14 protein-coding genes, 4 tRNA genes and 1 pseudogene are annotated in these 12,592 nt (G+C 71.4%); 12 read left to right on the top strand and 7 right to left on the bottom strand.

The annotated features are described in order from the left end of the window. Nucleotides 1-30: 30 nt before the first annotated feature. From IF00_RS0116560 to IF00_RS0116550, 3 genes are all read right to left on the bottom strand, one after another. Entirely contained in the window at nt 31-654 is a 624-nt protein-coding gene (locus IF00_RS0116560; protein ID WP_030318749.1) for an alpha-ketoglutarate-dependent dioxygenase AlkB family protein, read from the bottom strand. Next, nucleotides 651-1,148, bottom strand: coding sequence for a methylated-DNA--[protein]-cysteine S-methyltransferase (locus IF00_RS0116555; RefSeq protein WP_030318747.1), 498 nt, complete (start codon nt 1,146-1,148; stop codon nt 651-653). Before IF00_RS0116555 ends, IF00_RS0116560 begins: the two co-directional genes overlap by 4 nt. Before the next feature lie 104 nt (nt 1,149-1,252). Then, a complete protein-coding gene (locus IF00_RS0116550; RefSeq protein WP_015035522.1) occupies nt 1,253-1,744 on the bottom strand; it encodes a YajQ family cyclic di-GMP-binding protein in 492 nt (163 codons plus the stop codon). Between the two features lie 170 nt (nt 1,745-1,914). Here IF00_RS0116550 and IF00_RS0116545 point away from each other — a divergent pair. Continuing rightward, a tRNA-Tyr gene (locus IF00_RS0116545) sits at nt 1,915-1,996 on the top strand. A 70-nt stretch (nt 1,997-2,066) separates the two neighbouring features. Here IF00_RS0116545 and IF00_RS0116540 read toward each other — a convergent pair. Both IF00_RS0116540 and IF00_RS0116535 read right to left on the bottom strand, forming a co-directional pair. Beyond that, nucleotides 2,067-2,723 carry an SDR family oxidoreductase gene (locus IF00_RS0116540; protein WP_030318745.1) on the bottom strand — a complete coding sequence of 219 codons (657 nt, stop codon included), beginning with the start codon at nt 2,721-2,723 and terminating at the stop codon, nt 2,067-2,069. A gap of 2 nt (nt 2,724-2,725) precedes the next feature. Continuing rightward, the gene (locus IF00_RS0116535; RefSeq protein ID WP_030318743.1) at nt 2,726-4,006 is read right to left on the bottom strand and encodes an amidohydrolase family protein; all 1,281 of its coding nucleotides are present in this window, start codon (nt 4,004-4,006) and stop codon (nt 2,726-2,728) included. 207 nt (nt 4,007-4,213) lie between these two features. On the opposite strand from IF00_RS0116535, the gene IF00_RS0116530 reads away from it, so the two are divergent. The 9 genes and pseudogenes from IF00_RS0116530 (at nt 4,214) to IF00_RS0116490 (ending at nt 9,593) form a co-directional block, all read left to right on the top strand. After that, nucleotides 4,214-4,286, top strand: a tRNA-Thr gene (locus IF00_RS0116530). A gap of 43 nt (nt 4,287-4,329) precedes the next feature. After that, nucleotides 4,330-4,402 (top strand) — tRNA-Met (locus IF00_RS0116525). Nucleotides 4,403-4,488: 86 nt separating this feature from the next. Further along, nucleotides 4,489-4,653, top strand: coding sequence for a 50S ribosomal protein L33 (rpmG, locus tag IF00_RS0116520; protein ID WP_003956487.1), 165 nt, complete (start codon nt 4,489-4,491; stop codon nt 4,651-4,653). An 82-nt stretch (nt 4,654-4,735) separates the two neighbouring features. Further along, nucleotides 4,736-5,188 (top strand): MaoC family dehydratase N-terminal domain-containing protein, encoded by a 453-nt coding sequence (locus IF00_RS0116515; RefSeq protein WP_030318741.1) that lies wholly within the window; start codon nt 4,736-4,738, stop codon nt 5,186-5,188. Between the two features lie 2 nt (nt 5,189-5,190). Then, nucleotides 5,191-5,523, top strand: a pseudogene (locus tag IF00_RS0116510) (MaoC family dehydratase); the annotation flags it as partial. Nucleotides 5,524-5,593: 70 nt separating this feature from the next. Then, entirely contained in the window at nt 5,594-6,163 is a 570-nt protein-coding gene (locus IF00_RS0116505) for a TetR/AcrR family transcriptional regulator (protein ID WP_030318738.1), read from the top strand. A 100-nt stretch (nt 6,164-6,263) separates the two neighbouring features. After that, nucleotides 6,264-7,709 carry an MFS transporter gene (locus IF00_RS0116500; RefSeq protein WP_030318736.1) on the top strand — a complete coding sequence of 482 codons (1,446 nt, stop codon included), beginning with the start codon at nt 6,264-6,266 and terminating at the stop codon, nt 7,707-7,709. A 70-nt stretch (nt 7,710-7,779) separates the two neighbouring features. Continuing rightward, complete coding sequence (locus IF00_RS0116495) at nt 7,780-8,838, top strand: UDP-N-acetylmuramate dehydrogenase (protein WP_030318734.1); 1,059 nt, start codon at nt 7,780-7,782, stop codon at nt 8,836-8,838. Nucleotides 8,839-8,879: 41 nt separating this feature from the next. Beyond that, a complete protein-coding gene (locus IF00_RS0116490) occupies nt 8,880-9,593 on the top strand; it encodes a hypothetical protein (RefSeq protein ID WP_030318732.1) in 714 nt (237 codons plus the stop codon). On the opposite strand, the gene IF00_RS0116485 is transcribed toward IF00_RS0116490, so the two are convergent. Together IF00_RS0116485 and IF00_RS0116480 are read right to left on the bottom strand one after the other, a co-directional pair. Continuing rightward, nucleotides 9,538-10,569, bottom strand: a complete 1,032-nt coding sequence (locus IF00_RS0116485) for an adenosine deaminase (protein ID WP_030318730.1) — start codon at nt 10,567-10,569, stop codon at nt 9,538-9,540. The genes IF00_RS0116490 and IF00_RS0116485 overlap by 56 nt on opposite strands. 118 nt (nt 10,570-10,687) lie before the next feature. Next, nucleotides 10,688-11,914 carry a pyridoxal phosphate-dependent aminotransferase gene (locus IF00_RS0116480; RefSeq protein WP_030318728.1) on the bottom strand — a complete coding sequence of 409 codons (1,227 nt, stop codon included), beginning with the start codon at nt 11,912-11,914 and terminating at the stop codon, nt 10,688-10,690. A 207-nt stretch (nt 11,915-12,121) separates the two neighbouring features. Here IF00_RS0116480 and IF00_RS0116475 point away from each other — a divergent pair. Further along, nucleotides 12,122-12,194, top strand: a tRNA-Trp gene (locus tag IF00_RS0116475). Nucleotides 12,195-12,297: 103 nt separating this feature from the next. Further along, on the top strand, nt 12,298-12,585 hold the full coding sequence (gene secE, locus IF00_RS0116470) for a preprotein translocase subunit SecE (RefSeq protein WP_030318724.1): 288 nt from the start codon (nt 12,298-12,300) through the stop codon (nt 12,583-12,585). The last annotated feature ends 7 nt before the right edge of the window (nt 12,586-12,592 follow it).

The following is a 12,592-nucleotide window of genomic DNA, read 5'->3' as shown; positions in this document are numbered from 1 at the left end:
CGGGCCGGGCTCGCGACGTCGACGACCCTCCTAGAGCCCGGTCTCCCGCAGGGTGATGTTGAGTCGCCCGGCAAGCCCGAGAGCGGGATCGGCCGTCCCCGGCCGGACCTTCGGCACCCCGTGGTGGACCCACCGCGAGGCCCCGCCGAACACGAACAGATCACCGGAGGCCAGCTCGACGTCCTGGTACGGCCGCCCCCGGTTCTCCTCGTTGCCGAAGCGGAACACGCACCGGTCCCCGAGGCTCAGCGACACCACCGGCGCACCCGAACGCTCCTCGCGGTCCTGGTGCATGCCCATCCGCGCCCCCGGCGCGTAGAAGTTCACGAGCGCGGTGTCGGGAGTGAACCCGCCGTCGTCCCCGTAGGCCTCGACGAGCGCCTCCCGGCCCAGGCCCACGAGCCAGTCGGGCAACGGAACCCCGACGGAGTCGAGATAGCGATACGGCACCCACTGCCGGCCCAGGCACAGCGACCGCACCGACATGACCCCGCCACCGGGCAGCACGGTCTGCCGGTACGGCACCGGCCCCCGCCCCCACTCCCGGCAGACGTCCACCAACTCCCGCTGACGCGCGAGCGGGAGCCACGCGGGCACGTGCACCGCGCCGGGCGCGACCGTGGCCCGCTCACGGGGAAACAGCCCCTCGGTCACACCGGGGCTCCCTCCAGGCCGAGGAGCCGCTCCTTGCGGTCGAGCCCCGCGGCGTACCCGCGCAGACTGCCGTCGGCTCCGATCACCCGGTGGCAGGGCCGCACCACCAGCAGCGGATTGCGCCCGATCGCGGTCCCCACGGCCCGTACACCGGCGCCCGGGGAGCCGACCCGTCGGGCGATCTCCCCGTACGAGACGGTCGTGCCGTACGGGATCTCCTCCAGGGCCCGCCAGACGCGCCGCTGGAACTCGGTCCCGGCGTCGCTGTCGAGCGGCAGGTCGAACCGGTCGCGCCGCCCGGCGAAGTACTCGCCGAGCTGCCCGGCGACCTCGGCGAAGGCCTCGGGAGCCCGGGTCCACCCGTCCTCGACCTCGACGGCGCCCTTCTGCCCCGGCAGGGACAGTGAGCGCAGCACGGCACGGCCCCCTTCGGCGAGCCGCCCGACAAGCAGCATCTCGCCCAGGGGGCCGTCGACGTACGCGTACACGGTCATGGCTGGTTCCTCTCCCCGCACGGGTCTTCCACGTCCAGTGTGCGGGGCCCGCCACACCTCGGGCTGGCGGTATTCGGACACGAGCCTCATGACCCGCTACGAGGTCAGCGGTAGTTCACGAACTGGATCGCGAAGTCGAAGTCCTTGCCCTTGAGCAGCGCCTGAACGGCCTGCAGGTCGTCCCGGCTCTTCGAGCTGACCCGCAGCTCGTCGCCCTGGACCTGCGCCTTGACGCCCTTGGGGCCCTCGTCGCGGATGGCCTTCGCGACCTTCTTGGCGTTCTCCTGGGAGATGCCCTCGGTGACCGACGCGAAGAGCTTGTACTCCTTGCCGGACAGCTGCGGCTCACCCTCGACGTCCAGCGACTTCAGCGAGATGCCCCGCTTGATCAGCTTGGTCTGGAAGATGTCGAGGATCGCCATGACGCGCTCCTCGCCGTTGGCCTGCATGAGGATCTTCTCGCCCGACCACGAGATCGAGGCGTTGGTTCCCTTGAAGTCGTAGCGCTGCGAGATCTCCTTCACGGCCTGGTTGAGGGCGTTGTCGACCTCCTGCCGCTCGACCTTGGACACGATGTCGAAACTGGAGTCGGCCATGACTCGTGGCTCCTTGCTCGGATGCTTGGGGTACAGCCCAAAGCCTAGGGGGTGAGCCACGGCCCGAACCGCTGATCAACCGGGTGGCGAACCACCCCCCGGGATCAGGTATTGTTTACGTCGTTGCCACGGAACACCGCCGAAAAGCGGCTCCACGGCAGCGATCTCATGGCGATGTGCCCGAGTGGCCAATGGGAGCGGACTGTAAATCCGTCGGCTTAGCCTACCCAGGTTCGAATCCTGGCGTCGCCACGCGAAACGGAAGGTCCCCGGTGCTTGCACCGGGGACCTTCCTTCGTTTCCGGGAGCGGTGCCCGGTCCGTCAGTTTCCGGCCACGTCCTTCACCGCGACCGCGAGCGGGGTCGAGCCCGAGATCAGTTCCAGGGTCAGACCGGCCGTCGCCGGGGTGTCCAGGAGTTCGGCGATCGTCGCCGCCACGTCGTCGCGGGGGACCGGGCCGCGGCCCGTGTGGGCCTCCATGCGGACCAGACCGGTGCCCGCGTCGTCCGTGAGGCTGCCGGGGCGCAGGATCGTCCAGTCCAGGGCCGTACGGGACCGGACCTCGTCGTCGGCCGCGCCCTTGGCGCGCAGGTAGACGTCGAAGACCCCGTCACCCGCGTGCGTGGCGTCCGCGCCCATCGACGAGACGACGATGTACCGGCGGACGCCCGCGCGTTCGGCCGCGTCCGCGAACAGGACCGCCGCCGCGCGGTCCACCGTGTCCTTGCGGTCCACGCCGCTGCCCGGGCCCGCGCCGGCCGCGAAGACGGCCGCGTCGGCGCCCTGGAGCACGGCGGCGACCATTTCCACCGATGCCGACTCCAGGTCGAGGACGACGGGCTCCGCCCCCACGTCCCGCAGGTCCCCGGCCTGTTCCGGTTTGCGGATGATCCCCGCGACCTCGTGCCCGTGCGCCGAGAGCAGCCTCTCCAGGCGCCGGGCGATCTGTCCGTGTCCTCCAGCGATGACGATGCGCATACTCACGACCGTACGACGGGACCGGCCGGAGGGCTTCCCGGCTCGGGCGGGCGCTCCGGGCGGGCCTGACGGGGCAGGTCGAGCGCCGCCGCCGAGTCGCAGTACTCGCGCACCGCGCTCGTCCGGGCCACCACCCGCCCCCGGTGCACCACGATCCGGCTGTACGCGAGGGACAGCACGCCCGACAGGCGCTCGCCGCGCACCGCGAGCAGCTCCGCCGGGAAGCCGGCCTCGACCCGCACCTCCGGCAGCCCCATCGCCGCCCGTGCCTCCGCGCTCACCGCCGCGTACGCCTCCTCCGCCGGCAGCCCGCCGAGAGAGGCGAGGAGGTACGCCGCCTCCAGCGGATCGCCGCGCCCCACCGGGTTGGCCACGTCCCGCATCGCCCCGCTGCCCGCCGCGAGCCGCACTCCGGCCGCCCGCAGCAGCCGTACCGGCGCCGCGCCGCGCAGCTCGGTACCCCCGCACCCGCCCTGGGGAAGGCACACCACCGTCACGCCGGCCGCCGCGAGCCCGTCCGCCGCCCGCCGTGCCGCGTCGGAGGGGAGTCGGCCGAGGCCCGCGCAGGGTCCGATCGTCACTCCGGGCCGGAGCCCGCCGGCCATCGCCGCGAGCCGGGCGAGCCGTGCCGGGTCCTCTCCGTCGGTGTGCAGGTCGACCGGCACGCCGTGCTCGGCCGCGACCTCCAGGACGGCCTCCACGTACCCCGCCGGGTCCGGGTCGAGGTCCGGGCAGCCGCCGGCCACCCCGGCGCCCATCTTCACCGCGTCGCGCAGCATCGCGAGACCGTCCGCGCCGGCCACCCCGGTGAGCAGCCTCGGCACCGCGACCGCGGTGAGGTCCACGAGGCCGCGCAGCGAGCGCCTGGCCTGGAGGACGGCTTCGAGCGGGCCGAGCCCGTGGACGTCGCCGATCCGTACGTGCGCGCGCTGCGCGGTCGCGCCGTGGCCGAGCTGGAGCAGCGCCGCCTCGGTGGCCCGGCGCTGCACCTCTTCGGGGGCGTACGAGACGGGCCCGGGGGAGTCGGCGGAGAGCGCGGTGTCGGAGTGGGCGTGGGGTTCGGCGGCGGCGGGCAGCAGCAGATAGCCGGCGAGGTCCACGCGCGCGCCCACCGCGGTGAGGCTGCCGGCCGTGCCGACCGCCTCGATCCGGCCGCCGACGAGCCGTACGTCCACGGTCCGCCCGTCGGTGAGCCGTGCGTGGGAGAGCAGGAGCGAGGTCGAGTCGGCCGTGGTGGCGGCCCCGTCCTCGGGCGGCTGGGGCTGCTTGCTTTCGGCTGACATCGGGGCTCCTCAAGGCTCCTCAAGATCAAGATCACGAAGCGTGGGGGAGAGCCTAGGGGCGCTCGGACCGAGCTTCGAGGAGGAGCGCAATAGTCGTACCGATGAGGCCACGAGTGGCGTACGGGACGCCTGGTGAGGACCGTCGCGGGGGCCTCGCGAAACGGATTTGGGTGATGGGCCGGAGACCGTGTAATGTCTTCCTCGCTCGCCCCAATAGCTCAGTCGGTAGAGCGTCTCCATGGTAAGGAGAAGGTCTACGGTTCGATTCCGTATTGGGGCTCTGGTGAGAAGGACCCGTCTTCGGGCGGGCTCCCGATCATCAAAGCGGTGTAGCTCAGTCGGTAGAGCAAGCGGCTCATAATCGCTGTGTCACCGGTTCAAGTCCGGTCACCGCTACACACGGTAGCCGATTGTGGGGTCGGTCCTTCGATCGGCTACTCTTTTATGCGTTCATCCGTCCCATCCGTCCAAGGAGCACTCACGTGGCTGCCACCGACGTCCGCCCGAAGATCACGCTGGCCTGCGTGGAGTGCAAGGAGCGGAACTACATCACCAAGAAGAACCGGCGTAACAACCCGGACCGTCTTGAGATGAAGAAGCACTGCCCCCGCTGCAACTCGCACACTGCACACCGCGAGACGCGCTAATCAGGCTCGTACACGAGGCCGTCCCCACTCGGGGGCGGCCTCGTGTCGTTTGTCGGCAACAAATCCAGGAGGTATCGAGTCCATGGCGCTCGACCAGTCCTTCGTGGGCCGGACCTATCCGCCCACCCCGGCCTACGAGGTCGGCCGCGAGAAGATCCGCGAGTTCGCCGAGGCGATCGGGGACGTGAATCCCGCCTATGTCGACCAGGAAGCGGCCAAGGAGCTCGGGCATCCCGATGTGATCGCTCCGCCGACCTTTGTGTTCGCCATCACGTTCAAGGCGGCCGGCGCGGTCATCGAGGACCCCCAGCTGGGTCTGGACTACAGCCGCGTCGTCCACGGCGACCAGAAGTTCGCCTACACGCGGCCGGTGCGTGCCGGGGACCGGCTCTCGGTGACCTCCACCATCGAGGCGATCAAGTCCCTCGCGGGCAACGACATCCTGGACATCCGCGGCGAGGTCCACGACGAGTCCGGCGAGCACGTCGTGACCGCCTGGACGAAGCTCGTCTCCCGCGCACCCGAGGGGGCCTGACCATGACCGCGAAGATCGCCTACGACGAGGTCGAGGTCGGCACCGAGCTGCCCGCGCAGACCTTTCCCGTGACGCGCGCCACACTCGTCCGGTACGCCGGCGCCTCCGGGGACTTCAACCCCATCCACTGGAACGAGAAGTTCGCGGTGGAGGTCGGCCTTCCCGACGTCATCGCCCACGGCATGTTCACCATGGCCGAGGCGATCCGCGTCGTCACCGACTGGGCCGGCGACCCCGCCGCCGTCGTCGAGTACGGCGTCCGCTTCACCAAGCCGGTCGTCGTCCCCAACGACGAGGTCGGTGCGCTGATCGAGGTCAGCGCCAAGGTCGCCGCCGGCGGCCGCGGAGAGCGGCCGCCCGCCTTTCCCCTTGCCTAGTTAGTGATTGAGCACTAACTTGGTGAGCATGGTCAGGATGAGTGCGGAGGAGCGGCGCGAGAGCGTCATTCGCGCGGCGATGAGCGAGTTCAGCCGCGGCGGGTACCACGGCACGTCCACCGAGGCGATCGCCAGGCGCGTCGGCGTCTCGCAGCCGTACCTCTTCCGGCTCTTCCCGGGCAAGAAGGCCATCTTCCTGGCCGCCTCCGAGCGCTGCATCAGCGACACGATCCGGGTCTTCGAGGAAGCCTCGGAGGGGTTGACCGGCCAGGAGGCCCTGCATGCCATGGCCGCCGCGTACACCCGGATCATCAGCGAGGATCCCGACCGGCTCCTCATGCAGATGCAGGTGTACGTGACCGTCGCCGCCGCCGAGGCGGCCGGTGACCACGAGTTCGGCGAGGCCGTGCGGGCCGGCTGGACGGCGCTCTGGGAGACCGTCCACCTCGCGCTCGGCGCGGACGCCGACGAGACCACGACCTTCCTGGCGTACGGGATGCTCATCAACACCCTCGTCGCCATGGGCTTCCCGTCCGAGCACCGGGTCTGGGAGGGGTTCTATCCCTCCGTCCGGCGCCCCGGCGGTCCGGAGAAGTAGCGCCGCCGCCCGCCTTCGCGTGGCACCCCCGTGCGTCCCCGCTCTTTCATGGGCGCGAAAGTTAGTCAGCAATAACTAACCTGAGATCTGAGGGGCAGTAATGAACCAGCCAGCAGCCCGCCGCGGTTCCGTCGCCTGGGCACTCGTCATCACCAGCGCCGCCGGCTTCATGGCGGCCCTCGACAACCTCGTCGTCACCACCGCCCTCCCCTCGATCCGCGAGGACCTCGGCGGAGCACTGCACGACCTCGAATGGACGGTGAGCGCGTACACCCTCACGTTCGCCGTCCTCCTCATGTTCGGCGCCGCCCTCGGCGACCGGTTCGGCCGCCGCCGCCTGTTCATCGTCGGACTCACCGTCTTCACCGGCGCCTCCGCCGCGGCCGCCCTCGCCCCCGGCATCGACGCGCTGATCGCCGCCCGCGCCGTCCAGGGCGTCGGCGCCGCGATCATGATGCCGCTCACGCTCACCCTGCTCACCGCGGCCGTCCCGGCCGCCAAGCGCGGGACGGCCTTCGGCATCTGGGGCGCCGTCCAGGGACTCGCCGTCGCCTCGGGCCCCCTCATCGGCGGCGTCCTCACCGAACACCTCTCCTGGCAGTGGATCTTCTGGCTGAACGTCCCGCTCGGCCTCGCCCTGCTGCCGCTCGCCCGGCTGCGTCTCGCCGAGTCGCACGGCACCGGCGCCCCCCTCGACATCACCGGCACGCTCCTCGCCAGCGGCGGCCTCTTCGGCATCGTGTACGGCCTGATCCGCGGCCCGATCGACGGCTGGACCTCCCTCACCGTCCTCACCGGACTGATCGCCGGCACCGCGCTCATCGGCGGATTCATCCGCCACGGCATACGCGCCAAGGCCCCGATGCTGCCCATGCGGCTCTTCCGCAACCGCGCGTTCGCCGGGATCAACGCGGCCAGCCTGCTGATGTTCCTCGGCATGTTCGGCTCGATCTTCCTGCTCAGCCAGTACATGCAGGGCGTCCTCGGCTACTCGCCCACCGAGGCCGGGCTGCGGATGCTGCCCTGGACCGGCATGCCGATGATCGTCGCGCCGCTCGCGGGCGCCCTCTCCGACCGCATCGGCGGCCGCCCGGTCGTCGCCGCGGGTCTCGCCCTGCAGGCGATCGGCCTCGCCTGGTTCGCGCTCGTCCTGACCCCCGACGCCTCGTACGCCGCCCAGCTCCCCGCCCTCGTCGTGAGCGGCATCGGCATGGCGCTGTACTTCGCACCGGCGGCCAACCTCGTGATGTCCAGCGTCCGCCCCTCAGAGCAGGGCATCGCGTCCGGCGCCAACAACGCGCTGCGCGAGGTCGGCGGCGCGCTCGGCGTCGCCGTGATGGCCTCGATCTTCGCCGCCCAGGGCGGCTACCAGTCCGGCCAGAGCTTCGTCGACGGCCTGCTGCCCGCGCTGTGGGTCGGCGCGGGGGCGGTGGCCCTCGGCGCGGTGGCGGTGCTGTTCGCGCCGTCGCGGCGCCAGGAGGCCCGGCGCAGGGCGGAGGCGGCGGCCGAGGCGGAGGCCGGGGAGAAGAACCTGATCGCCGCGTGAGCGGGCCCGCGCCGTCCCGGCCGGGAGACGAGACGTCTCCCGGCCGGGACGGCCCCGTACTCTTGAGCCCGTGCAGCCTCTTCTCGACGCCCCCCTCGCGCCCCTGACCACCTTCCGGCTCGGCGGTCCCGCGGCCCGGCTCGTCACCGCCACCACGGACGACGAGGTGGTCGCGGCCGTGCGCGAGGCCGACGCCACGGGGACGCCGCTGCTGATCATCGGAGGCGGGTCCAACCTCGTCATCGGCGACAAGGGCTTCGACGGCACCGCCCTGCGGATCGCGACCGAGGGCTTCGCCCTCGACGGGACGAGGCTGGAGCTCGCCGCCGGTGAGGTCTGGACCGACGCCGTCGCCCGCACCGTCGAGGCAGGGCTCGCCGGGATCGAGTGCCTGGCCGGCATCCCCGGCTCGGCCGGCGCGACCCCGATCCAGAACGTCGGCGCGTACGGGCAGGACGTCTCCGCCACCGTGACCGAGGTCGTCGCCTACGACCGGCGCGCCGAGGAGACCGTCACCCTCACCAACGCCGAGTGCGCCTTCTCGTACCGCCACAGCCTCTTCAAGGACCACCCCGACCGGTACGTGGTCCTGCGGGTCCGCTTCGAGCTGGAGGACGCGGACGGCCTGTCCGCGCCGATCAACTACCCGGAGACCGCACGCGCCCTCGGCGTCGGCGCCGGGGACCGGGTGCCGCTCACCCACGCCCGCGAGACCGTCCTGCGGCTGCGCGCCGGCAAGGGCATGGTCCTGGACCCCGCGGACCACGACACCTGGTCCGCGGGCTCCTTCTTCACCAACCCGATCCTCACGGCGGGGGAGTACGAGACCTTCCTCACGCGGGTGGCCGGGCGCCTCGGCGCGGACGTCACGCCGCCGGCCTTCCCCGCGGGCGACGACGGTGCCGTGAAGACCTCCGCCGCCTGGCTGATCGACAAGGCCGGATTCACCAAGGGGTACGGCTCCGGGCCCGCGCGGATCTCCACCAAGCACACGCTCGCGCTGACCAACAGGGGCGAGGCGACCACCGAGGACCTGCTCGCGCTGGCCCGTGAGGTCGTCGCCGGGGTCCACGAGGCCTTCGGGATCACGCTGGTCAACGAGCCCGTGACGGTCGGCGTCAGTCTCTAAAGCGTTTGTGCGGGACGCGCGCGGGGCCGCAGGCTGTCGAGATGCGTCTCAAGGCCCGGGAGTACCGGATCCGCGCGGGGGAGCGCGAGCACCGAGTCGTCCGGCCCTGGCCCCCGTTGCGGCACACCACGCTCAACTCGCCCCTCCACGACCGGTGGGGCTACCTCGTCGGCGACCACGACGGCCTCGCCCGGCTCGCCGCGCTCTTCTCCTTCGCCGCGTTCTCCCGGTACACGCTCGTCCAGGTCCCGCTGCGTGACAGCCTGCCGCGCGCCTACGCGCCGGGCACCCCCGTCGACCTCGTCCTCGCCCACCGGGACACCGGCGGCCTGCGTCCCTCCGCCTGGCCCGCGCTGCGCGGCCGGCTCCGCGACGGGCGGCCACTGACCCTCCGCACCGACGAGCGGCGCACCGCCGACCGCGCCGCCGCCTGGAAGGCGGCCCCCGAGCGGCTCGCAGGTCGGCTCCGGACCGCCGTGCACGCCCGCACGCTCTTCCTCTTCGGCGACCGGGACGTGCTCTGCGCCGCCGCCGGGGAGCTCGCCGTGGCGGCCGGACACGGGCCGCCGCACGAGCGGGCCCCCAAGGGCCACGACGTCCTGCTCGCCTCGCTGACGCCCTTCCTGGAGCAGCCCGCGCCCGGGTGGGACCTCACCGAGGTGGACATCGGGTTCCAGGCCCGGCCCCCGCTGCACCGCTTCACCCCACCGGGGCGGCCAGCCAGTCGTCGATCCCGGACAGCAGCTTCTCCCTGATGTCCTCCGGAGCCGCCGAGCCCCGTACCGACTGACGGGCCAGTTCCGCCAGTTCCGGGTCCGTGAAGTCGTGGTGCCTGCGGGCGATCTCGTACTGCGCCGCGAGACGGGAGCCGAAGAGCAGGGGGTCGTCCGCGCCGAGGGCCATCGGCACCCCCGCGTCGAAGAGCGTCCGCAGCGGGACGTCCTCGTGCTTCTCGTACACCCCGAGGGCCACATTGGAGGCCGGGCAGACCTCGCAGGTCACCCCCCGCTCCGCGAGCTTGCGCAGCAGTCGTGGGTCCTCGGCGGACCGGACTCCGTGGCCGACCCGGGACGCCCGCAGATCGTCCAGGCAGTCCCGCACGGACGCCGGACCCGTCAGTTCGCCGCCGTGCGGGGCAGCGAGCAGGCCGCCCTCGCGCGCGATGGCGAAGGCGCGGTCGAAGTCCCGCGCGAGGCCCCGCCGCTCGTCGTTGGAGAGCCCGAAGCCGACCACGCCCCGGTCCGCGAACCGCACCGCGAGCCGGGCGAGCGTCCGCGCCTCCAGGGGGTGCTTCATCCGGTTCGCCGCGACGAGCACCCGCATCCCGAGCCCGGTCTCCCGCGAGGCCGCCTCGACCGCGTCGAGGATGATCTCCAGGGCGGGGATCAGCCCGCCGAGGTGCGGGGCGTACGAGGTGGGGTCGACCTGGATCTCCAGCCAGCCCGAGCCGTCCCGGACGTCCTCCTGGGCGGCCTCGCGGACGAGCCGCTGGATGTCCTCGGGGGCGCGCAGGCAGGAGCGGGCGATGTCGTACAGCCGCTGGAAGCGGAACCAGCCGCGCTCGTCGGTCGCCCGCAGCTTCGGAGGCGTACCACTGCTCAGCGCCTCGGGAAGGTGCACGCCGTACTTGTCGGCCAGCTCGATCAGGGTGGTGGGCCGCATCGAACCGGTGAAGTGCAGGTGCAGATGGGCCTTGGGCAGCTGGGTGAGATCGCGGTAAACGTGCTCCATTGGCTGATCCTGCCGCACCCGAATGGACGAAGGCACCCCGTTTCCCCGATCGGGACCTTGCTAGAACGCAAAAACGGGCCCCCGGCTCCGAAGAACCGGGGGCCCGCGAGGAGTGCGATCAGTCCGTCGCCTCGGCGAGGAGCTTCTGCAGACGGGACACGCCCTCCACCAGGTCCTCGTCACCCAGCGCGTACGACAGGCGCAGGTAGCCCGGCGTGCCGAAGGCCTCGCCCGGGACGACCGCGACCTCGGCCTCGTCCAGGATCAGGGCGGCCAGCTCGACGGAGGTCTGCGGGCGCTTGCCGCGGATCTCCTTGCCGAGCAGGGCCTTCACCGAGGGGTACACGTAGAAGGCGCCCTCCGGGGTCGGGCACAGGACGCCCTCGATCTCGTTGAGCATCCGCACGATCGTCTGGCGGCGGCGGTCGAAGGCGCGCCCCATCTCCGCGACGGCGTCCAGGTTGCCCGAGACGGCGGCGAGGGCGGCGATCTGCGCGACGTTGCTCACGTTGGACGTGGCGTGCGACTGCAGGTTCGTCGCGGCCTTCACGACGTCCTTCGGGCCGATGATCCAGCCCACGCGCCAGCCGGTCATCGCGTACGTCTTCGCGACACCGTTGACGACGATGCACTTGTCGCGCAGCTCGGGCATGACCGACGGCAGGGAGACGGCGGACGCGCCGCCGTAGACCAGGTGCTCGTAGATCTCGTCCGTGAGGACCCAGAGACCGTTCTCGACGGCCCAGCGGCCGATCGCCTCGGTCTCGGCCTCGCTGTACACCGCCCCGGTCGGGTTGGACGGCGAGACGAAGAGGACGACCTTGGTCCGCTCCGTACGGGCCGCCTCCAGCTGCTCCACCGAGACCCGGTAGCCGGTGGTCTCGTCGGCCACGACCTCCACCGGGACACCGCCCGCGAGACGGATCGACTCCGGGTACGTCGTCCAGTACGGCGCCGGGACGATGACCTCGTCGCCCGGGTCGAGGATCGCGGCGAACGCCTCGTAGATCGCCTGCTTGCCGCCGTTGGTCACCAGGACCTGGGAGGCGTCGACCTCGTAACCGGAGTCGCGCAGCGTCTTGGCGGCGATGGCGGCCTTCAGCTCGGGCAGACCCCCGGCCGGCGTGTAGCGGTGGTACTTCGGGTTCTTGCAGGCCTCGATGGCCGCGTCGACGATGTAGTCCGGGGTCGGGAAGTCGGGCTCACCCGCGCCGAAACCGATCACCGGGCGCCCGGCGGCCTTGAGGGCCTTGGCCTTGGCGTCGACGGCGAGGGTGGCGGACTCGGAGATCGCACCGATCCGGGCGGAGACCCGACGCTCGGTGGGAGGGGTAGCAGCGCTCATACGGCCCATGGTCCCAGACCTCATCAAGGCCCGGCACACAGGTTTCACGGACCGGACAGGAACGGTCATTCCCGGTCGTACGCGCGTCCGACGGCAGGTCGGTCGTGGTTTCTGTTCGACGCGGGGCCCCCTGACCACGTATGCTCACTCCTCGTTGGCCCGCACCGACCACATCTCACGATGCGGTACGTTGAGGGGCACCAGCAAAGGGTCGTAGCTCAATTGGTAGAGCACCGGTCTCCAAAACCGGCGGTTGGGGGTTCAAGTCCCTCCGGCCCTGCTACACACACCGCCAGGTGTTGTGCGCATGTACGTACTTCATTGCACCGCCGTGCGGCTCCACCCGGGCGCGGCACGGCCGACCCGGAATCAGGTGAGAGATCGTGACGGACGCCGTAGGCTCCATCGACATGCCTGATGCCGATGACGAGGCCTCCGAGTCGAAGAAGAAGTCCCGCAAGGGCGGCAAGCGCGGAAAGAAGGGCCCCCTGGGCCGTCTCGCGCTGTTCTACCGGCAGATCGTCGCCGAGCTCCGCAAGGTCGTCTGGCCCACGCGCAGCCAGCTTTCGACGTACACCACCGTGGTGATTGTCTTCGTCGTCATCATGATCGGCCTTGTCACCGTGATTGACTATGGCTTCCAGGAAGCAGTCAAGTACGTCTTCGGCTGACTTTTTG

This window comes from Streptomyces flavochromogenes, from assembly GCF_000717595.1.
Taxonomy (GTDB): domain Bacteria; phylum Actinomycetota; class Actinomycetes; order Streptomycetales; family Streptomycetaceae; genus Streptomyces; species Streptomyces flavochromogenes.
The sequence above is the reverse complement of the archived record's forward strand: the minus strand, read 5'-3'. Positions and strand labels throughout refer to the sequence as shown.

Excerpts from the sequence above, each read along its gene's own strand:
- IF00_RS0116535 (WP_030318743.1), bottom strand. The coding sequence starts at position 4,006 with ATGTCAGCCGAAAGCAAGCAGCCCCAGCCGCCCGAGGACGGGGCCGCC.
- IF00_RS0116550 (WP_015035522.1), bottom strand. The coding sequence starts at position 1,744 with ATGGCCGACTCCAGTTTCGACATCGTGTCCAAGGTCGAGCGGCAGGAG.
- IF00_RS0116515 (WP_030318741.1), top strand. The coding sequence starts at position 4,736 with ATGGCGCTCGACCAGTCCTTCGTGGGCCGGACCTATCCGCCCACCCCG.
- IF00_RS0116540 (WP_030318745.1), bottom strand. The coding sequence starts at position 2,723 with ATGCGCATCGTCATCGCTGGAGGACACGGACAGATCGCCCGGCGCCTG.
- IF00_RS0116490 (WP_030318732.1), top strand. The coding sequence starts at position 8,880 with ATGCGTCTCAAGGCCCGGGAGTACCGGATCCGCGCGGGGGAGCGCGAG.
- IF00_RS0116505 (WP_030318738.1), top strand. The coding sequence starts at position 5,594 with ATGGTCAGGATGAGTGCGGAGGAGCGGCGCGAGAGCGTCATTCGCGCG.
- IF00_RS0116500 (WP_030318736.1), top strand. The coding sequence starts at position 6,264 with ATGAACCAGCCAGCAGCCCGCCGCGGTTCCGTCGCCTGGGCACTCGTC.
- IF00_RS0116485 (WP_030318730.1), bottom strand. The coding sequence starts at position 10,569 with ATGGAGCACGTTTACCGCGATCTCACCCAGCTGCCCAAGGCCCATCTG.
- IF00_RS0116555 (WP_030318747.1), bottom strand. The coding sequence starts at position 1,148 with ATGACCGTGTACGCGTACGTCGACGGCCCCCTGGGCGAGATGCTGCTT.
- IF00_RS0116480 (WP_030318728.1), bottom strand. The coding sequence starts at position 11,914 with ATGAGCGCTGCTACCCCTCCCACCGAGCGTCGGGTCTCCGCCCGGATC.